Here is an 18,718-nt window from a genome sequence, read left to right as displayed (position 1 = left end):
GAAGGGGGAATGTACCAGTTTAGCTTGCTTTATCTCGGCTAATTATTGTGAGGTAGGTAAGTCGAATTTGTAAATCAGCCAGTATAGGGGAGGATGTAGTTAGCTTTTCAATACCCAATATTATCTGTGATAAACAAGTACATTTTAAGCAGTATCGAAAGTAGTACCCAGTTAGTAAGTTGATTAATGTTGAATTTTAAAAATGCAGTAACCTAAAAGCCCTGGCAAATATTGTCAGGGCTTTTTCGTTTTATCCTTTTGCCAATGGGGTGATGCTTCAGCATTTTTGGAGGATAGCCACTGCCAGAAACTGTCATGCCCAAGCCTTAGCCTGAACGCCTAACTCAAAGCGATCGGGAGGCGTTATGCAAGATTTTACGGGTAAAGTGGCATTGGTGACCGGTGCTTCCACCGGTATTGGTGAAGCTATTGCTCAAGAGTTGGTCGATCGCGGAGCGAAGGTAGCGATCACCGCCAGAAATCGCGCAAGACTGGTAGCAACGGCACAACGTATGGATCCGACAGGCAAATCGGTATTTCCGTTGGTGATGGATGCTCGCGATCCTGAATCGGTGCGCAGTGCGGTAGCGCAAACGCTGGCCCTTGGCGGGCAATTGCATCTGCTGGTCAACAATGCCGGTATTACCGGGCCGCATGATGTGCCGCTGAATGAATATTCCATTGATGATTGGCACGCGGTGATTGAAACCGATCTCAGTGGCACCTTCTATGGGATGAAGTACGGATTACCCGCTATCGCAGCGGTAGGCGGTGGCGCGATAGTGAACCTCTCTTCCGCCAATGGCATAGTCGGCATTGCCGGTATTGCGCCTTATACCGCGGCCAAGCACGGCATTATTGGTTTGACGAGGGCCGCCGCTCTGGAGTTTGCCGATCGGGGGATACGCATCAATGCCGTCGGGCCTGGTTATGTCGATACGCCTTCGATGGCCAGATTACCAGCCTTGGTGCGGGAGAAAATGGCTGCCTCCCATCCGATGGGGCGTATGGCTACGCGTGAAGAGGTAGCGAAAACGGTGGTTTTTTTGCTTTCTACAGACAGCAGTTTTACCACCGGGGCCTTTTACAGCATTGATGGGGGTTATACGGCGCAGTAAACCGCTGGTGGGCGCGGCATGCTGCGCCCTCTGGCCAAGGTGTAAGCGAGCTTGCGTCTTTGCAAGAAATCGTCAGCAGAGCTCATTCTGACTTGCTATGGGTGAACTATAATTTTCATCAAGTTAGATTAATTGATGAGTGATCTTGCTGCCGATGACTAAACCTCTGTTCTCCCGTCTTATGGCTCTGTGGCTGCTGGCCATTGCCACACCGATCGTTGCTGCACCGCTGCCTGCGGTGACCGTGGCGCTGATTGAACAAAGCCAACCCGAACGCGCATTGCACTATCTTGGCCGCATTGAGGCGATACAAACCGTGGAGGTGAAGACCCGTACCGAAGGGTTTATCGCCAAACGGCCGTTTACCGAAGGGCAGATGGTCAAGGCAGGGGATTTACTGTACGAGATTGAGCCCGCATTACACCATTCTGCCGTAGCGCAGGCTCAGGCTCAGTTGGATAGCGCCACGGCCACAGCCAACCTGGCTCAGGTAAACCTGACGCGCTTGCAGCAGTTAGGCAATAACCGCGCGGTTAGCAGAGCGGATATCGATGCCGCGGCAGCCGAGCGTGATACCAGCAGGGCGGCGGTCGCCCAGGCGCGGGCACTGCTTAATACACAGCAGTTACAACTTAGCTATACCCGTATTTATGCGCCGATTGCCGGGCGCATCGGCCATAGCCGTTTTCATGTGGGCAGCTTGGTCAACGCGGCGAGTGGTGCACTGGTCAACATTATTCAGCTCGATCCGATCCGCGTGGCGATCTCCATCAATGAACGGGACTATATTACCGCCGCCTATCAGCGTCAGCATGGGGAGGGAAAGCTTGCCGAAGGGCAGTTTTCCGCCCGTCTTGAACTGGCCAACGGCAAATCCTACCCGGAGCCAGGCACTTTTGAATCGGTAGATAACCAGATCGATGCCCACACCGGCACCGTCACGTTGCGCACCCGTTTTGCCAATCCTAATCATCTGCTGCTGCCCGGGGGCGTGGTGAACGTGATCCTGACCGCCGAGCAACCGCAGACGGTCACGCTGGTGCCAATCGCCGCGCTTCAGCAAAACCAGCAGGGCCACTTTGTGTTGGTGGTCACCCCGGAGAATATCGTGGAGGTCCGCGAGGTAACTCTGGGTGAACAGCATCAGCAATATTATCAGGTGAACGCCGGGCTCAAAGCTGGCGAAAAGGTGATTATCTCCGGTGTTCAGCACGTCAGGCCCGGAATGCAGGTGAACGCCATTCTCTCCAGCGCCAACGCGCAACCATAAGGGGACGTTGATGCTGCATTTCTTTATCCGGCGGCCAAAATTCGCCATCGTGATTGCGCTGGTGATCACCCTGGTGGGGATCGTTTCTCTCAAGGTGATCCCGGTGGAGCAGTACCCCGATATCACGCCACCGGTCGTTTCCGTCAGCGCTCTCTATCCTGGAGCCAGCGCCTGTGACGTGGCTCAGGCGGTGGCATCACCCATCGAAGCTCAGGTCAACGGCGTCAGCAACATGCTGTACATGGAATCGACCAGCGCCAACAACGGCGGTTATCAACTGAGCATTACCTTTGCCAGCGGCACCGATCCGGATATGGCCGCCGTGGAGGTGCAAAACCGTATTTCACAGGTTAGTGCACAGCTACCGGCGGAGGTGAATAACAACGGGGTTTCGGTGCGCAAGCGGGCCTCGAATCTGCTGTTGGGCGTTAGCGTGTTCTCTCCCAAGGGCAGCCGCGACACGCTGTTTCTGAGCAATTACACCAGTATCCAACTGCGCGATGCCTTGGCCCGCATCAGCGGTGTGGGGGATGTGCAGGTGTTTGGTGCCCGGGATTACAGCATGCGCGTCTGGCTCGATCCGCAGCGTATGGAGTCGCTCAATATCAGCGTGCAGGACATCGTGCAGGCGTTGCAGCAGCAGAATGTGCAGGCCGCTGCAGGCCAGATCGGTTCCGCGCCTTCGCCTTCCCGGCAGCAGCAAACCTTGACCATCAGCGGGCAGGGACGTTTAACCGATCCGCAGGAGTTCGCCAGGGTGATTATCCGCAGCGGTGCCAATGGCGGCACCGTGCGGGTGGGCGACGTGGCGCGGGTCGAATTGGGAGCGCAAAACTATCAGGTCAATGCTTCGATGAACCAACAGGAATCGGCATTTTTGGTGGTTTACCCCACGCCGGGAGCCAATGCGCTGAATGTTGCTAACGCGGTACGCCAGGAGATGGCGCGCTTGTCGCAATCCTTCCCCAGCGATATGAGCTATGACATCAAATATGACTCCACCCGCCCGGTAACCGCAACGCTGCACGAGATTGCCATTTCGCTGGCGTTAACCCTGGCGGTGGTGTTGTTGGTGGTTTATCTGTTCTTACAGAGCCTGCGGGCCACCTTTATCGTGGCGCTGACCATTCCAGTGTCGCTGCTCGGTACCTTTGCCGTGCTGTATGTTTTCGGCTATTCCGCCAACACCCTCAGCCTGTTCGCCATTATTCTGGCGCTGACTATCGTGGTAGACGACGCCATCGTGGTGGTGGAAAACGTGGAGCGTCTGCTGGCCCAAGATCCCGCTCTTAGCCCGGCAGAGGCGACCCGCACGGCGATTAGCCAGATTGCCGGGCCGATCGTCGCTACGACGTTAGTGCTGATGGCGGTGTTTGTGCCGATTGCGGTGCTGCCGGGCATTACCGGTGAGCTGTATCGTCAGTTTGCCGTGACCCTGTCGGCGGCGGTGATCCTGTCGAGTATCAACGCGCTGACGCTGTCCCCGGCGCTTTGTGCCACGCTGATCCGGCGGCGTGAGCTGGCGCAAACCGGTTTTTTTGGTGGTTTCAACCGGGGTATGGACCGGATGCGCGATGGTTATGTTCGCTTGACCGCATTGGCCAGCAAGCGGGCTTTAACCACGGTGATTGCGCTCTTCGTCGTTGGCTTGGCCACTTGGTATGGCTATAGCCGTCTGCCAACCTCTTTCCTGCCGGAGGAGGATCAGGGCTTCTTCTTCGTCAACGTACAACTGCCGGATGGGGCTTCCCTTGAACGTACCCAGGCGGTAATGGATCAGATGCATCAGCAGGTGATACAAAACCCGGCGGTGGAAGATGTGATCAAAATTACCGGCTTCAGCCTGCTAAGCGGGGGCAATTCACCCAATGCGGGCTTTGCCATCGTGATGCTCAAACCCTGGGGCCAACGCGAACATGTTGACCGGGTGTTGGCCGATCTTCAGGGCAGACTGGCGGCGATACCTTCGGCGATGATCGTGGTGGTCAATCCACCGGCAATCGCTGGGTTAGGAAACGCCGCCGGTTTTGATTTACGCCTGCTGGCGCTGGAGGGGCAAACGCCGCAGCAGATGGCTCAGGTGGCCCAGGGGATTATTTTTGCGGCCAACCAGCGGCCAGAGCTGAGCCGGGTATTTACCACCTTCAGTGCCGTGGTGCCGGATATCGACCTGACGGTCGATCGTGAACGGGCTGCGTTGTTGCAGGTGCCGGTCAGCCGGATCTTCAATACGCTGCAAGTTTCGCTTGGCGGCCTGAACGTGGGGGATTTTTCGGTCAATAACCGTATGTTTCGGGTGCAGTTGCAAAACGATATGGATTACCGGCAACGCACCGAACAAATTAATCGCCTGAATGTGCGCAGCGATACCGGCGTTTTGGTGAGCCTGGCCAATCTGGTGCGGCTCACGCCTTCTATCGGCGCGCCTTTTATCAGCCAGTTCAACCAGTTTCCGTCGGTATCGGTGAACGGATCTGCGGCCGAGGGGGTTAGCTCTGGGCAAGCGATGAACACCATGGAGTCTTTATTGGCCGAGCAGTTGCCAAAGGGGTACGGCTACAGTTGGAGCGGCCTGTCCTGGCAGGAACAACAAACCGGTGACCAAGCCCTGCTGATCTATCTGGCGGCGCTGGTGTTCGCTTATCTGTTCCTGGTGGCTCAGTATGAAAGCTGGAGTATCCCACTAGTGGTGATGCTATCGGTGATTTTCGCGGTGGCGGGGGCAGTCGCCGGGTTACGCATGATGGGGTTCGCCAACGACGTTTACGCCCAAATCGGGCTGGTCTTGCTGATCGGTCTGGCGGCCAAGAATGCCATCCTGATCGTTGAATTCTCCAAGGCGCGGCGTGAAGAGGGGGCCAGCATTCGCGAAGCCGCGCAGGACGGTGCCCGGCAACGTTTCCGGGCGGTGATGATGACGGCTATTTCGTTTATTCTCGGAGTGATGCCGTTGGTGTTTGCTACCGGAGCCGGGGCTATGAGCCGCCAAATTATCGGCATTACCGTGTTTGGCGGGATGTTACTGGCAACGCTGGTCGGGATCTTCTTTATTCCTGCGCTGTACCTGCATATTCAACGGCTACGTGAATGGATGAAATCCCGCTTTGCCTAAATAACGTGTCGTTGCCAGGTTTACCCAGCGAAAGTGCTAGGTAAACCTAATAAGTTAACCCTTATTGGCCGTTGTGTTGCTCGTGAGCCTGTTGTTCAAGCTTCACCTGTGCAGCACGCTTGCGCAGGCCAAACCAGCCAAGTAGCAGTAACACGGCCAGCACTGGGATGGTGGCAATAGTCCAGGTACCGTTCGGGTAATCAAAGGCCATCATGATCACCACCGCGAACAGGAACAACAGCGTCAGCCACGAGGTGACCGGTGCTCCTGGCATTTTAAACGCCACCGGTTTGGCTTTCCCCGCCTTGATCGCCTTACGCAGTTGCATCTGGCAAACGATAATAAACGCCCAAGAACAGATGATGCCCAGCGAAGCGATATTCAGCACGATCTCGAACACCTGCGATGGCACCAGATAATTCAGCACCACGCCAATCACATAGATGCCGCAGGTCACCAGAATACCGGCGTAAGGTACCTGCTGGCTGCTCATTTTAGCCATCAGCTTTGGTGCTGATCCCCCCATGGAGAGTGAGCGCAGGATACGGCCTGTTGAGTACAGGCCAGAGTTCAGGCTGGAAAGGGCGGCGGTCAGCACCACGATATTCATGATGGTACCGATGTAGGGTACGCCAAGCTTGGAAAAGAAGGTGACAAACGGGCTTTGCCCAGCCTGATAGGCGTTCCAGGGTAACAGCAGAACCAGCAGTACCACCGAGCCGACATAGAACAAACCGATACGCCAGATCACGCTGTTGATCGCTTTTGGCATCATTTTTTCCGGATCTTTACACTCGCCAGCGGCGGTGCCTATCAGTTCGATACCGGCAAAGGCGAAAATCACCCCTTGTACCAATACCAAAGCAGGCAACAGACCATGTGGGAACATGCCGCCGTTATCGGTGATCAGGTGGATGCCGGTTGTATTACCCGCTACCGGTGTGCCGACGCCAAGGAAGATGACCCCCACGACCAGGAACAGAGAGATGGCGGCGACCTTGATCAACGCAAACCAGAACTCCATTTCGGCGAACCATTTCACGCCGATCATATTCATGGTAGCCACAATTCCAAGCGCCCCCAGGGCAAACAGCCACTGGGGAACCTCGGCGAAGGTACCCCAATAATGCATATACAGCGCTACTGCGGTGATATCGACAATGCCGGTCATCGCCCAATTAAGAAAGTACATCCAGCCTGCAACGTAGGAGGCCTTTTCACCGAGAAATTCGCGTGCATAGGAAACGAAACTGCCGCTGGATGGGCGGTGTAATACCAGCTCGCCCAAGGCGCGTAGGATGAAAAAAGAAAACACGCCACATACCAGATACACCAGCGCCAGTGCCGGACCCGCCATCTGAAGACGTGCACCGGTGCCAAGGAATAGGCCCGTGCCGATAGAGCCGCCAATGGCGATCATCTGTATCTGCCGTTTACCCATGCTTTTGTGGTAACCGGACTCGTGCGAGTCCAACCAACGCTTTCTCGCCGCCTGCTTGTCATGTGCAGTCGTTTTGTCTGAGTGCATTATTTGTCCTGTTCCTGTCTGTTTGCATCATGGGAATGAGGTCATGGCAACATTCCGCAGTTTTGGTTGATACCAACGCCGTTAAATAACGGCGAGGCATGCTACCCGTTCTAAGGAATTGAGGCAAAAAAACTGCGGTTCAGAGGAAGAGGGTGTCACTCAGGCCGATTCGGCGGCAGGCAGGGCAGAGGTCGGCAGCCCGAATATTTTGTCGAAGGCCCAGTTAAACACAAAGGTATAGCAGGGAATAATCACGATCAGCGCCATATCCAACAGCAAGGCCTGCAGCAGGGAAATCTCCATCCACCAGGCGATCAGTGGGATCAGGTAAACCACCAGCGTCAGTTGGAAGCCCACCGCGTGCAGAATGCGGCGCTTCAGCGTGCGGGTGCGTGATGCCTGGCGGCTTTCCCAGAATTCGTACAAGTAGTTGTAAATCAGGTTCCAAGTGACGGCGATGGTGGTGATGATCACCGCCAACGGCCCGGTGCTGCTCGGGGCAGAGCCGGAGAGTAGTGCCAACCCAAGGGCCGAAATGACCATACCGATAACTTCATAAGCGGTCACATAGACCAGTTTGCGTTTCACGCCTTGCATGCTTTTCTCCTGCTTTATTTTTCGTGCCTGATGACGTCCGGCAACCCGATGCGTAAGATAACGTCAATGCTATTGATAGAAAAAGTCAGGAGCTGTCAGTTTTACTGACAGGTGAGGCGATGAATTTTTCCAGTGACAATATCGAACTGTTTTTGGCCGTGTTGGATCGCGGTTCATTCTCGGCGGCAGCCAGGGCGTTGCGGCGGGTGCCTTCGGCGGTCAGCATGGGGATCGCCAATATGGAGGCGGAGCTGGGTTTTCAGCTGTTTGACCGCTCGCACCGTGAACCGGTGCCCACCGCGCTGGCATTGGCACTGGCTCCCCACGCGCGCTTGATTGCCGAGCAGCTCAAGCAGCTGCAGAACCACGCCATTGAGCTTTCTCAAGGGCTGGAAAGCAGGCTGTCGATCGGTGTGGCATCTGATATCAACAGCAGCGGTCTATTGGCGGCGGTGAAAGCGTTGGCGGAACGCTACCCGCTGTTGGATATCGAGGTGCTGACTGCCCCACAAGATGATGTTTTGCATATGCTGCATCAACAGCGGGTCAGCCTGTGCCTGGCATTCGGCGGGCTGGACGTTAACAGCCAGGAACATTTTCACTATGTGGGTAGCGAGTCGTTGGTGGCAACCATTGCGGCGCAACATTCAGCCCTGGGCGCTGGCGGTGCCGAGTTGTTTCTGGAGGAACTGGTCAACGTGCGGCAGATCATGGTAGCCAGCCGGGATTTGCCTATGGCCGATAAACGCCCACAGGTAGCGGAATCTTTCTGGCGTACTGACAGTTTGCCGATGGCGTTAAGCATGGTGGAAGCCGGGCTGGGCTGGGGCAACTTTCCGCTGTCATTAACTGCGCTGTTGCTGGAACAGGGCCGGTTGATCCGCCTGAAATTTAAAAATACCAAAAACGAACTGCGTCTGCCGGTGCACCTGATTTGGCTGAAGCACCAGCCGCAACAGAAGGCGGCCAGGGAGTTGGTGGCGTTGATGACGCAGGGTAATGCTTGACCGGGGGGAACGTGGCGCAGTTTTAACCCCGTATCCTTACGTTTCTATTGCTTTTATTTTGGCCAGCGCGTTAATTTGAATGATGGAGTCAGGCAAGGGGAAAGGGCATGATCAACGAAACGCTATTATCGGTACTCAGCATTACCGGGGCTATTACGCTTGGCGCGATGAGCCCAGGGCAAAGCTTTATTCTGGTGGCGCGAACGGCGGTGGCTTCGTCACGGCGCGATGGGATGGCGGTAGCATTGGGGATGGGGGGCGGCTGTTTTATCTTCGCACTAATCGCCTTGTTGGGCCTGCAATCGCTGCTGCTGGCGTTGCCTTGGCTGTATACCACGCTGAAAATGCTGGGGGGGGCCTATCTGATCTATCTGGCGTTCAAAATGCTGCGCGGAGCCAATCAGCCGTTGATGATCGAAGCGGTTGGCGGCCAGCAGCTAGGCTTTCGCCGGGCGTTCACCACCGGGCTGCTAACCCAGTTGGGCAACCCGAACACCGCTATCGTATTCGGCAGCGTGTTTGCGGCGTTGCTCAGCCATAAGATCCCTATGGTGCTGTATATCGTGCTGCCGCTGATTGCTCTGGTCGTCGATCTGCTGTGGTATGCCTTTGTGGCGTTTGTGCTGTCATCACCGCGCCCGCGCCGCGTCTACCTGCGTTTCAAAGCCTGGTTCGATCGCCTGGGCGGCAGTGTGCTGGCCTTACTGGGCCTGAAGCTGATGCTCAACAAATAGTCTTATTGTGCGTGACGCCGCCGCCACCAGTAGCGAAGCAGCAGAATAGCGGCTATCACCACCACGCAGAACAGCAGGCTATACAGCTTTTTGTCACTACCGCTGACAAAACTGCTGATGGCCTGGCCACCAAAATAGCCAAGCAGTACAAATAGCGTGGCCCATAGGATAGCCCCCAGAATATTCAGCGGGATAAAGCGCGAGGGGGGCAGCTTGCTGGCACCGATCAGTACAGGGCCGATAAGCCGGAACCCGTACATGAAACGGACGCCAATCACAAATAAAATCGGGTGGCTTGCAATCAGCTTTTGGGCGCGTTCAATGCGGGCTTGCTGGCTCTCGATACGGGCAAGCACCCGCCCACCAAAATGGCGCCCGGCAAAATAGAGCACCTGATCGCCCAAGGCGCCGCCAATGGCGACCACCGCAATCACCAGCGGCAGGCGCAGCAATCCGTTGTGTGCCGCAATTCCTCCCAGCAGGGTGATGGTTTCCCCTTCGAGCAGGCAGCCAATCAGCAGCGCCCAGTAGCCATATTGGGTAATGTAGTGGGCCAAATCCGTCATTGTTGTTCCTTTATTGCGATGAAATAGGATTATAACACCCTGTCCCCGCAGCGTGAGGTGAATTGAAACGGCCCGATGTTAATAATAGATTCTTGTATTCGCATAGTGTTTAATCCGCTATTAATAAACTCGTCTGCCAATGATATGGAGATATTATGCTCAAGGTTGCTCTCTGGTTGGTTCTATCTCTGTTTTCAGGGAGCGGGGTGATAATTTATGCTTTGCAACAGCAATATGAAGAGCAATCAGTTACCTATCGTATTTTATATCGTGAGGTGACGGTTAAATTATCCCAGCTTGAGACGGTGCTTTCCTTACTGTCGGTGTCCAGCGATCCCGCCATCGTCCAGCAAAAATTCCCGCAGATTGTGGCTTGGAAACGTATGCCACAGGCACAGCCAATCCCGACTTTAACGCCAACGGGAGAGGGAACTTACTGGCTGGCACACCAACATTTTGCGTTGTTGATCGATCCTGCGCTGCTATTTGCGGATATTCCCCAGCGTCATGATTTTCGGCAGATCGGCCTGAGCTGGCACAACAAACCTTTATTTGAGCAGGGGGATCATGCTCAACCAGCCTATTGGCAATGGGACAAGGGGATCAGCAGTGCCTCTCAGCCTTTTGCATTATCCGCCCGAAACGACCCTGATTGGGCGCGTTTGCCTTGGTTGCTGTTATTGCTGTTGCCAGTTTTCTGGGCTGGTGTCGTCTATTTTATCGACCAATACCGTATTCAAAAACGGCAACGCAATATTGCCGTTTTGCGTGAACACTTCTCGCAATTGACGCGGCTTAATGCCATGGGAGAAATCACGGCCAGTATGGTTCACGAACTCAACCAGCCGCTGACTGCGGTGTTAAGTTATAACCAGGCTGCCCTGCGCCTGTTAGATCAACAGCAGCAGGATAAAGCCGTGCCGTTGCTTGATGCAGCAGTGATACAAATCAAACGCATCAGCACGTTGCTGCTGCAATTTCGGCAAAAGTTGGCGCATGAGCAGGTAGTATTGCAAGAGGTCAATCTGCATAAGGTCTGGTTGCGCGTCACTATGCTGCTGGAAGATGAGATCAATAAGGGCAAGGTCAGGATCGTTAACCGGATGCCCGATGCGTTACCTCCTCTGCGAGCCGATCCTCTCTGGGTTGAACAAATCTTCCATAACATAGTGACCAACGCCATTCAGGCACAACAGCCCAATCAGCCGGAGCCAGGTTGGGTGGCAATCGATGCTGAATACTCGAAGCAAGGGATCCGGCTGATGATTACCGATGGTGGGCCAGGGCTTTCTGAACCCGCATTACAACAGGTCTTTATTCCCTTCTTCACGACTCGCCAAGAGGGATTGGGGCTGGGCATGGCGCTGACAGAAACTCTAGTTCAGCGCCTGAACGGCACTATTACGGTGGAAAATATGGCCGGTCAGGGAGCGCGTTTTACCCTGTGGTTTCCGTTTAACACTCAGGAGGAGTGATGGAACAGTTTATTTATCTGATTGATGACGATCGGGCTATCCGTAGTTCGCTAACTTCACTATTGGCAACCATGGGCTGGCAAACGCTGGCTTATGAAAATAGTCTGGATTTTCAACAGCGGATGGGGGAACCGCAGGCGCTGTGCGGCTGTTTGCTGCTGGATATTCGCATGCCGGGTAAAAGCGGCATCACGCTACTGGAAGAGTGGCAACAACAGGGGCTGGATATCCCCGTTATCATCATGACCGGCCACGGAAATATTGATTTATGTCGGCGGGCCTTCAAAAACGGGGCTTTTGAATTCCTGACCAAGCCCATTGATGCCGATCTGTTGATCGAAACTGTCGCTGGGGCATTGGATCATCAGCGAACGTTGCAACAACAGCGGCAAGCAACTGCCGAGTTGCAAGAGAGGCTCAATGCGCTGTCAGCGCGGGAACTGGAGGTCACTGGGCTGATTATGCAAGGGAAATCCAGTAAGGAAATTGCTCAGGAGCTGGAGCTTTCACCGCGCACGGTAGAGGCCCATCGCGCCAATTTATTTGCCAAATTGGCGATCAACTCGTCGGTGAAGCTAATGAAAGTCTATGGTGAGCTGTTTTCTCCAGCAAGAGTTAAGTAAAAATACCTAGAGCTTTAGGTATTCAACCGAATTGCGACACTTTTGCGCGTTGGTTATTTTAGCTGAACCTTCATTGTTCTTCATAAATAACCTTTCAAGCGAGGATCGCATGAATATTAAACCTCTGGTACTGCTGGTTTCCCTCTCCGTTGTTTCCGGTAATGTTTTAGCCGATGATTATTTAGAGGGATACTATGGGGCGATAAAACTATTGCACGCCAGACAGTCGGCAGAAGATATGGATACCAGCAGCCGCCCAGGCGTGGGTGATTTTGTCAGCGGTGACGAAAAGCATAATTTCTATAACGGGGCTATCGCCGCAGGCTATCAATTTGGCAATGGCTGGCGCAGTGAGGCGGAGTATGTGTTCAAAAAGAAAAGCGAATACACCAGCGGCTCAACCACCTTTGCCAGCAGCTACAATCACCACAAAGTGGACGCTCAGCGCCTGATGCTCAATGCCTATCGTGACTACGCGCTAGGGTATGACTTCTCGGTTTATGGCACGGTTGGCCTGGGTATCGCCAAAGTGAAATCCGACGGCTGGCAGGGGAATACCTCGCGCCAATACGCGGCAAGCACGCAAAATAATCTGGCTTACTCTATTGGCGCAGGGATCAGCTATGCGGCTATGGAGCGGCTCAATCTTGATTTGGGCTACCGCTACGTGGATATGGGCAAGATTGAAAGTGGTTACAATAACTTTACCAATGCCCGTGGGTTAAAAGATGAGCAAATGAAAGCGCGCCTGGTTTCCAGTGAGTTTGCCTTAGGTGTGCGTTACCTGTTCTAACCTTATCATTGATACCGGGCCGTGAGTTTCGCCATCGCGGCCTGGACCTGCTGAACAATCCGTCCGGAAGTTCTTCCCCCTGATAGATCGGAAAAACCATCACTCATGCTGCTGTCATGACAGTCACCTCGGTTTTTTGCGGTGAGATAAGTGATAATAGCCGCCATGCGATGCAGATTAATCATTCTGCCATGCCCTGGCGGCGTGGCGTAGTAGAGGAGTAACCGATGTATCAGGATTTTGACAGTGAGTTGAAGTGGGCCATGCGCCATATGCCACGTACCCGCGCGGCAGTAGCGGCGTTACCGGATCTGCACGGCGTGCGCCTGGCGTGTAACATGCACCTGGATCTGAAAATGGCCCCGCTGGTAGCCGGGCTGTTGGATAAGGGCGCGGCCATTTATCTCACCACCTGTAACCCGACGACGGTACAGGATGACGTAGTGGCCTGGCTGGAGCGTCATGGTGCTCAAGCGCACGCCTGGCGTGATATGAGTGATGCCGACTGGTCTGAATCTTTCGACCGAGCGCTGGCCTGGGAGCCGACTCACCTGTGTGAGATGGGAGCCGATCTGACCACTCGCCTGCATCAATCTGCCAATGGTCCGCAGATCAAGGCTGGGCTGGAAGCGACCGGTTCAGGCATCAGCCGTTTGGGGGGCATCGCGCCACGTTACCCGATCTTTAACTGGGATGACCTGCCGGTAAAAGAAGGGCTGCATAATCGCCACATGGTTGGGCTGACTGCCTGGCATACTTTCTTCCAGACCACCCATCTGACGCTGCATGAAAAATGTGTGGTGGTGATTGGTTATGGGCTGGTAGGCCAGGGCGTAGCCGCTTCTGCCAAGGCTTATGGCGGGCAAGTTATCGTGGCGGAAATCGATCCGGCCCGGGCTTTGCAAGCGCGCTACGATGGTTGGGCGGTAGTCGATTTAGCCACTGCCGTAGAGCAGGCCGATGTAATTGCCACTGCCACCGGAGCCAAAAACGTGCTGTCTGCACGGCACCTGGAGCGGGCCAAGGATGGGGTGTTTATCCTCAACGTTGGGCATGTGGCGGAAGAGATCGACGTCGGTTTCCTGCAGGCCCTGCCGCACAGCGAGCCAATGCCATTTGTGAATGCTTACCAACTGGCAGACAAAACGCTGTATCTGCTGGCCAACGGGTCGATGTTCAACCTGACGGCAGGCTACGGCGACAGCCTGAATGCCTTCGATGTGACCCTGGCCGTGATGGCCGCCGGTATTGGGCATATCGTGGGGGCCGGTGAGCAGCATGCTGCCGGATTGTACCTGTTGCCGCAATCTGCCTGGCAGCCAGCGCTGTAACTTTTACCTTGCGGGCGTACAACCCAGTACGCTCGCGGGTTGCATAAATTTTGCGCCGATAGATTTTGTCACAAATAGCTACTCACAATCACAGTGCAATTCTATACCCCTCACTTATAATTCAACGCAGTCGGTTCTCTCCTCCGTTACAGAGTAATACATGTGAAAATCCGTGTTTTGGTTCTAACCCTGCTCGCGTTGCAAGCCGGTACTGGACTGGTGCCGAGTGCATTAGCCAGCAATAAAACCGCCGCAGTGCAGGCCTCCCAGCCTGAGTTGGCTTCTGGCAGTGCCATGGTGCTGGATATGCAAACGCATCGGGTGATTTATTCACGTAACCCCGATGAAGTGGTGCCTATCGCCTCGATCACCAAGCTGATGACGGCGATGGTGACGTTGGATGCCCGCCTGCCGCTGGACGAAATGCTGTCGGTCGATATCAGCCAGACGCCAGAAATGAAAGGGGTCTACTCCCGGGTGCGTTTGAACAGCGAAATCAGCCGTAAGGATATGTTGCTGTTGGCGCTGATGTCGTCGGAAAACCGGGCCGCGGCCAGCTTGGCGCATCATTATCCAGGGGGCTATAACGCCTTTATCAAGGCAATGAATGCCAAGGCGAAAGCGCTAGGCATGACCAATACGCATTACGTTGAACCGACCGGGCTATCGATTCATAACGTGTCCACTGCGCGTGACCTGACCAAGCTGATGTTGGCGACCAAGCAGTACCCGCTGATCGGCCAGTTGAGCACCACTACCGAACGGATGGCTACCTTCAAGGATCCCAACTATACACTGCCGTTTCGCAATACCAACCATCTGGTCTACAACCAGAAATGGAATATCCAGCTGACCAAAACCGGCTTTACCAATCAGGCCGGGCATTGCCTGGCGATGCGTACCGTGATCGGCAACCGCTCCGTTTCGCTGGTGGTGTTGGACGCCTTTGGCAAATATACCCATTTTGCGGACGCTAGCCGCCTGCGTACCTGGATTGAAACCGGCAAAGTAACGCCGATCCCGGCGGCGGCACGGGATTATCGCCGCCAGAAAGATGCCGCCCTGGCGAAGAACGACACGGAATAAAACGTGACTTATTAGCCTGCCGCCTGTCGCGGCAGGCTATCACTTTCCCCTTCTGCAGAATTCACGACTTAAGCCCGCAGCTACAGTAAAATCATTAAGATTTTCCCTCTTCATGTTTTCAACCCGCTATGCTAAACCGGTATGGCTATCCCACCCTTTGATAAGGAAAGTGCATTTTGGCAGGCAGTAGCTTATTAACCCTGATCGACGACATCGCTTCGTTACTGGATGATGTTTCACTGATGACGAAAATGGCGGCCAAAAAGACCGCCGGGGTACTGGGAGACGATCTGGCGCTCAATGCCCAACAAGTTAGCGGTGTTAAGGCCGATCGTGAAATCCCCGTGGTGTGGAAGGTGGCCAAGGGATCGTTTATCAACAAGGCGATCCTGGTACCGCTGGCATTGCTGATCAGCGCTTTTGCCCCTTGGGCGATTACACCGCTGCTGATGGTCGGTGGGGCTTACCTCTGTTTTGAGGGGTTTGAAAAGGTTTACCACAGCCTGACGCACCGCAAGGGCGCAGAGGCAGAAGAGAAAGCGGAACTGGATAACAGTGAGGACGTTGCGGTCTATGAACAGCGCAAAATCAAAGGCGCCATTCGTACCGACTTTGTACTCTCCGCCGAGATTATTGCCATCACGCTGGGGACCGTAGCCGGAGCCACCTTTAGCCAGCAGGTGATTGTGCTGTGTGGCATCGCCATTGTGATGACGGTTGGGGTATACGGCATCGTGGCAGGCATCGTCAAGCTGGACGATCTGGGATTCTACCTGGCCCGTAAGCGTAGCGCGCTGGCGCAATCGATAGGGCGCGGTATCGTCAGTGCGGCACCTTATCTGATGAAAACGCTGTCGGTGGTGGGGACCCTGGCTATGTTTATGGTGGGCGGCGGGATTTTGACCCACGGGTTACCGCCTGTGCATCATCTGTTCACCGACTGGGCGAGTTATTCTATGGTGATACCTGGCGTAGGTGCGATCCTGGGGGGCCTCACCCCTACGCTGCTGAATGCAGTGTTTGGTCTGATCGCCGGTGGCGTTGTGATGCTGGTGGTCTCTGGGATTAGTTCGGTGCGGGCTCGTTTTAAGGCTTGATGCCGCGGATTAATGACCAACCCCCGAAATGTGTTTTTTCGGGGGTTGGTAGTGAACTCAGAAAAGTTGGGGCTTTTTTAACGTTGGCGCTGTCGGCAACAGGGCGTTTTGCCGGCAGGTTTAGCATTCGCTGTAAAGTTGCGGATTGTGGGGCTCAGGGAAGTTTTTCCCTTTGGTGATTTTCCCATCACGCAACTCAAACTCCCCGGTCAGTAATTTCTGGTTCACAACCTGGGTCGCAGCCATCTGCATCATCAGGCGCTGACGGGCCAATATTTTGTTAACCACAGGTTTTTCAGCAAGTAATGACATAACCCCTCCCATCTACGCACAGTCCGTTATAAGCATGCCAGCCAGCTGGCAATCGACAGAGTCTGGTATGACTTTGGGCCCTTTGCGGGTTCCGTAACCCTAGCAGGCTATTATAGATGACGACCAGATCAACTTTGCGTTCACTGTGAACATCAGGCGCTGCATAGAACAAATATCCACCAGGTTTGCAAACACTATAATGAAGTCTCACCAGCTTGGCAACGTTGAACAAGACCCTGGATCCGTTTTCACCCGGCAACGGCACGTGTCTAAATTGGCCGTATTCTTCAGGTACGCTCAGAGCGTCGAAAAAGATTTCTACCATACCATTGGGCGGAAAAGGTATGTCAGGCATGTTGATACCGTAGCCTTTGGCTCGAGCCTCTGTCGCTGTGGCTATTTTGTTGAACACCACAAGAAATAGCTTGCCTCCAACTTCAAATGTACCAGTGACGTAGGGCTTTCCGTAGTCTCGGTTGATTTCCAAAGGATACGGAAGAGTTAGGTGATGAATTGAGGCCATCCTATGCTCTCTTTAACGTAGCAATGAAGGCATTCAACACGATTTTTAGCGGTTTTTGGCAACAATATTAGAGAGTTGGGAAGCGGCTCGAAAATAATCTGAGCTCATTGATATGCTTACATCACTGCAGAGTAATGCAGGGCGCATTGATGCGCCCATGGTGGTAAGAACTAGAAGATCAGTTTGAACACACCGGTAATGGTCAGTAGGCCAACAATAAAGATAATCGCAATAATCCACAGAAAAATTTTCATCCGTCTCTCCCGACTGTTTATGTTTAGTGAATGCGTGAATGCACGCTGAGATCGCTAAGCCACGACAGAATTAACTATAGATGAAAATCAGCAGCTTGCCCGGAAAGGGCCTAAGGCAGCGTATGGCTGCCGCCATTCAGTGGCCGCTGCATAATGTGGGTATCCAGCCAACCGCCAAATTTAAACCCGACGCCGCTTAGGGTACCGATGCTGGTGAAGCCTAGCTTGCGGTGCAGGGCAAGGGAGCCTGCATTGCCGGCAGCATCGCCAATCGTTGCCAACATTTGCCGCCACGGGCCGTGTTCACAGCGGGCAATCAATGCGCCGAGTAATGTCTTGCCAATACCGTGCCCTTGCAGGCCTTCGGCAACATAGACCGAATTCTCGATGGTGTAGCGATAAGCCGGTCGTGGCCGATACGGCGTGGCATAGCAATAGCCCACGACGCGGTCTTGCATCTTCGCCACCAGCCATGGCAACCCAGCAGCCAAGACGTTGTGGCGGCGCTGTTGCATCTCCTCCAACGTTGGGGGCGTTTCTTCGAACGAGGCTGGCCCGTAAAGCACATGATGAGCATAAATTTGTTGAATGGCCGCCATATCCTCAGTGCTGGCATCAGAGACGCTTAGCGTTGCCAGCGATGGGGTTGCAAGTGACATAGTGCTCCCTTTTATGATGATAAATCAGAGTACCAAGGCATTATGCACCGCGCCTGGCGACAAGATAAATTGGCTTTTTGTCTGGTGGGGATAAGAAAAAATGATGGCATTTTCATGCGGAGAAATCTGTTAAGTGAAGAAAGGTATGTTATTGCGTTAGGTGTTACCCCTCACCCTAGCCCTCTCCCACAGGGAGAGGGGACCGATCGAGTCCGTTGATACCCCCGATGACTTCCTGAAACGACGCGGATGTATCAAAGGCACAAGCCAGTTCGATTACCCTATAATTATTTGATATTAATATGTTTTATTAATAATATAAGTTAACCAAGTACTCCGGCCAGCTCCCTCTCCCGCAGAGAAAGGGGACCGTTCGAGTCCGTTGATACTCCCCATTACTTCCTGAGGCTACGCGGAGGTATCGAAGGTAAAAGCCAGTCAAGTTATCCTATAGTTGGTTGATATTGCTATGTTTTATTAATGTGTCGGGCTAACCAAGTACTCCGGCCAGCTCCCTCTCCCTGTGGGAGAGATACCGTCTTGTCGGCTATCCGGCAAGCGGTATTTCCGCATTAAATGTCTTTCCTGATTTCACCACACCATAGGCCAGTTGCAGCAGTTTTCGCATCGCCG

At 54.1% G+C, this 18,718-nt stretch carries 17 protein-coding genes; 11 read left to right on the top strand and 6 right to left on the bottom strand.

Annotated elements, in window-relative coordinates:
• Positions 1 to 365 precede the first annotated feature (365 nt).
• From ACMV5I_RS22910 to ACMV5I_RS22900, 3 genes are all read left to right on the top strand, one after another.
• Positions 366 to 1,118 (top strand): SDR family NAD(P)-dependent oxidoreductase, encoded by a 753-nt coding sequence (locus ACMV5I_RS22910; protein WP_414825318.1) that lies wholly within the window; start codon positions 366 to 368, stop codon positions 1,116 to 1,118.
• A gap of 181 nt (positions 1,119 to 1,299) precedes the next feature.
• The gene (locus ACMV5I_RS22905; protein ID WP_414825328.1) at positions 1,300 to 2,388 is read left to right on the top strand and encodes an efflux RND transporter periplasmic adaptor subunit; all 1,089 of its coding nucleotides are present in this window, start codon (positions 1,300 to 1,302) and stop codon (positions 2,386 to 2,388) included.
• A 10-nt stretch (positions 2,389 to 2,398) separates the two neighbouring features.
• A complete protein-coding gene (locus ACMV5I_RS22900; RefSeq protein WP_414825317.1) occupies positions 2,399 to 5,500 on the top strand; it encodes an efflux RND transporter permease subunit in 3,102 nt (1,033 codons plus the stop codon).
• Between the two features lie 61 nt (positions 5,501 to 5,561).
• On the opposite strand, the gene ansP is transcribed toward ACMV5I_RS22900, so the two are convergent.
• Positions 5,562 to 7,028: an L-asparagine permease gene (ansP, locus tag ACMV5I_RS22895; protein ID WP_121606243.1), complete on the bottom strand. Its 1,467-nt coding sequence runs from the start codon at positions 7,026 to 7,028 to the stop codon at positions 5,562 to 5,564.
• Between the two features lie 159 nt (positions 7,029 to 7,187).
• Positions 7,188 to 7,625 carry a PACE efflux transporter gene (locus ACMV5I_RS22890; RefSeq protein ID WP_024486924.1) on the bottom strand — a complete coding sequence of 146 codons (438 nt, stop codon included), beginning with the start codon at positions 7,623 to 7,625 and terminating at the stop codon, positions 7,188 to 7,190.
• A gap of 119 nt (positions 7,626 to 7,744) precedes the next feature.
• Here ACMV5I_RS22890 and ACMV5I_RS22885 point away from each other — a divergent pair, with 119 nt between their 5' ends.
• Positions 7,745 to 8,632: a LysR family transcriptional regulator gene (locus ACMV5I_RS22885; RefSeq protein WP_414825316.1), complete on the top strand. Its 888-nt coding sequence runs from the start codon at positions 7,745 to 7,747 to the stop codon at positions 8,630 to 8,632.
• Positions 8,633 to 8,739: 107 nt separating this feature from the next.
• Positions 8,740 to 9,366 carry a LysE family translocator gene (locus ACMV5I_RS22880; RefSeq protein WP_414825315.1) on the top strand — a complete coding sequence of 209 codons (627 nt, stop codon included), beginning with the start codon at positions 8,740 to 8,742 and terminating at the stop codon, positions 9,364 to 9,366.
• 2 nt (positions 9,367 to 9,368) lie between these two features.
• On the opposite strand, the gene ACMV5I_RS22875 is transcribed toward ACMV5I_RS22880, so the two are convergent.
• A complete protein-coding gene (locus tag ACMV5I_RS22875) occupies positions 9,369 to 9,932 on the bottom strand; it encodes a DedA family protein (RefSeq protein ID WP_021805212.1) in 564 nt (187 codons plus the stop codon).
• A 206-nt stretch (positions 9,933 to 10,138) separates the two neighbouring features.
• Here ACMV5I_RS22875 and ACMV5I_RS22870 point away from each other — a divergent pair, with 206 nt between their 5' ends.
• The 6 genes from ACMV5I_RS22870 (at position 10,139) to ACMV5I_RS22845 (ending at position 16,337) form a co-directional block, all read left to right on the top strand.
• Entirely contained in the window at positions 10,139 to 11,407 is a 1,269-nt protein-coding gene (locus ACMV5I_RS22870; protein ID WP_414825314.1) for a sensor histidine kinase, read from the top strand.
• Complete coding sequence (locus tag ACMV5I_RS22865; RefSeq protein WP_166734491.1) at positions 11,407 to 12,030, top strand: response regulator transcription factor; 624 nt, start codon at positions 11,407 to 11,409, stop codon at positions 12,028 to 12,030. Before ACMV5I_RS22870 ends, ACMV5I_RS22865 begins: the two co-directional genes overlap by 1 nt.
• A gap of 109 nt (positions 12,031 to 12,139) precedes the next feature.
• Positions 12,140 to 12,823, top strand: a complete 684-nt coding sequence (locus ACMV5I_RS22860) for an outer membrane protein (protein ID WP_024485774.1) — start codon at positions 12,140 to 12,142, stop codon at positions 12,821 to 12,823.
• Positions 12,824 to 13,050: 227 nt separating this feature from the next.
• Complete coding sequence (locus tag ACMV5I_RS22855; RefSeq protein ID WP_411568793.1) at positions 13,051 to 14,154, top strand: adenosylhomocysteinase; 1,104 nt, start codon at positions 13,051 to 13,053, stop codon at positions 14,152 to 14,154.
• Between the two features lie 156 nt (positions 14,155 to 14,310).
• Entirely contained in the window at positions 14,311 to 15,240 is a 930-nt protein-coding gene (gene pbpG / locus ACMV5I_RS22850; protein ID WP_121606249.1) for a D-alanyl-D-alanine endopeptidase, read from the top strand.
• A gap of 176 nt (positions 15,241 to 15,416) precedes the next feature.
• Positions 15,417 to 16,337: a DUF808 domain-containing protein gene (locus ACMV5I_RS22845; protein WP_414825313.1), complete on the top strand. Its 921-nt coding sequence runs from the start codon at positions 15,417 to 15,419 to the stop codon at positions 16,335 to 16,337.
• Positions 16,338 to 16,457: 120 nt separating this feature from the next.
• On the opposite strand, the gene ACMV5I_RS22840 is transcribed toward ACMV5I_RS22845, so the two are convergent.
• The 3 genes from ACMV5I_RS22840 to ACMV5I_RS22830 all read right to left on the bottom strand — a co-directional run bounded on the left by ACMV5I_RS22840 (position 16,458) and on the right by ACMV5I_RS22830 (position 18,085).
• The gene (locus ACMV5I_RS22840) at positions 16,458 to 16,649 is read right to left on the bottom strand and encodes a hypothetical protein (RefSeq protein ID WP_024485770.1); all 192 of its coding nucleotides are present in this window, start codon (positions 16,647 to 16,649) and stop codon (positions 16,458 to 16,460) included.
• Complete coding sequence (locus tag ACMV5I_RS22835) at positions 16,633 to 17,172, bottom strand: hypothetical protein (RefSeq protein WP_262187213.1); 540 nt, start codon at positions 17,170 to 17,172, stop codon at positions 16,633 to 16,635. Before ACMV5I_RS22835 ends, ACMV5I_RS22840 begins: the two co-directional genes overlap by 17 nt.
• A 364-nt stretch (positions 17,173 to 17,536) precedes the next feature.
• A complete protein-coding gene (locus ACMV5I_RS22830; RefSeq protein WP_414825312.1) occupies positions 17,537 to 18,085 on the bottom strand; it encodes an N-acetyltransferase family protein in 549 nt (182 codons plus the stop codon).
• Positions 18,086 to 18,718 lie beyond the last annotated feature (633 nt).

Origin of the sequence: Serratia sp. T13T92 (assembly GCF_047530105.1) — a bacterium.
Taxonomy (GTDB): Bacteria; Pseudomonadota; Gammaproteobacteria; order Enterobacterales; family Enterobacteriaceae; genus Chania; species Chania fonticola.
This window is presented reverse-complemented; position numbering and strand designations above follow the sequence as displayed.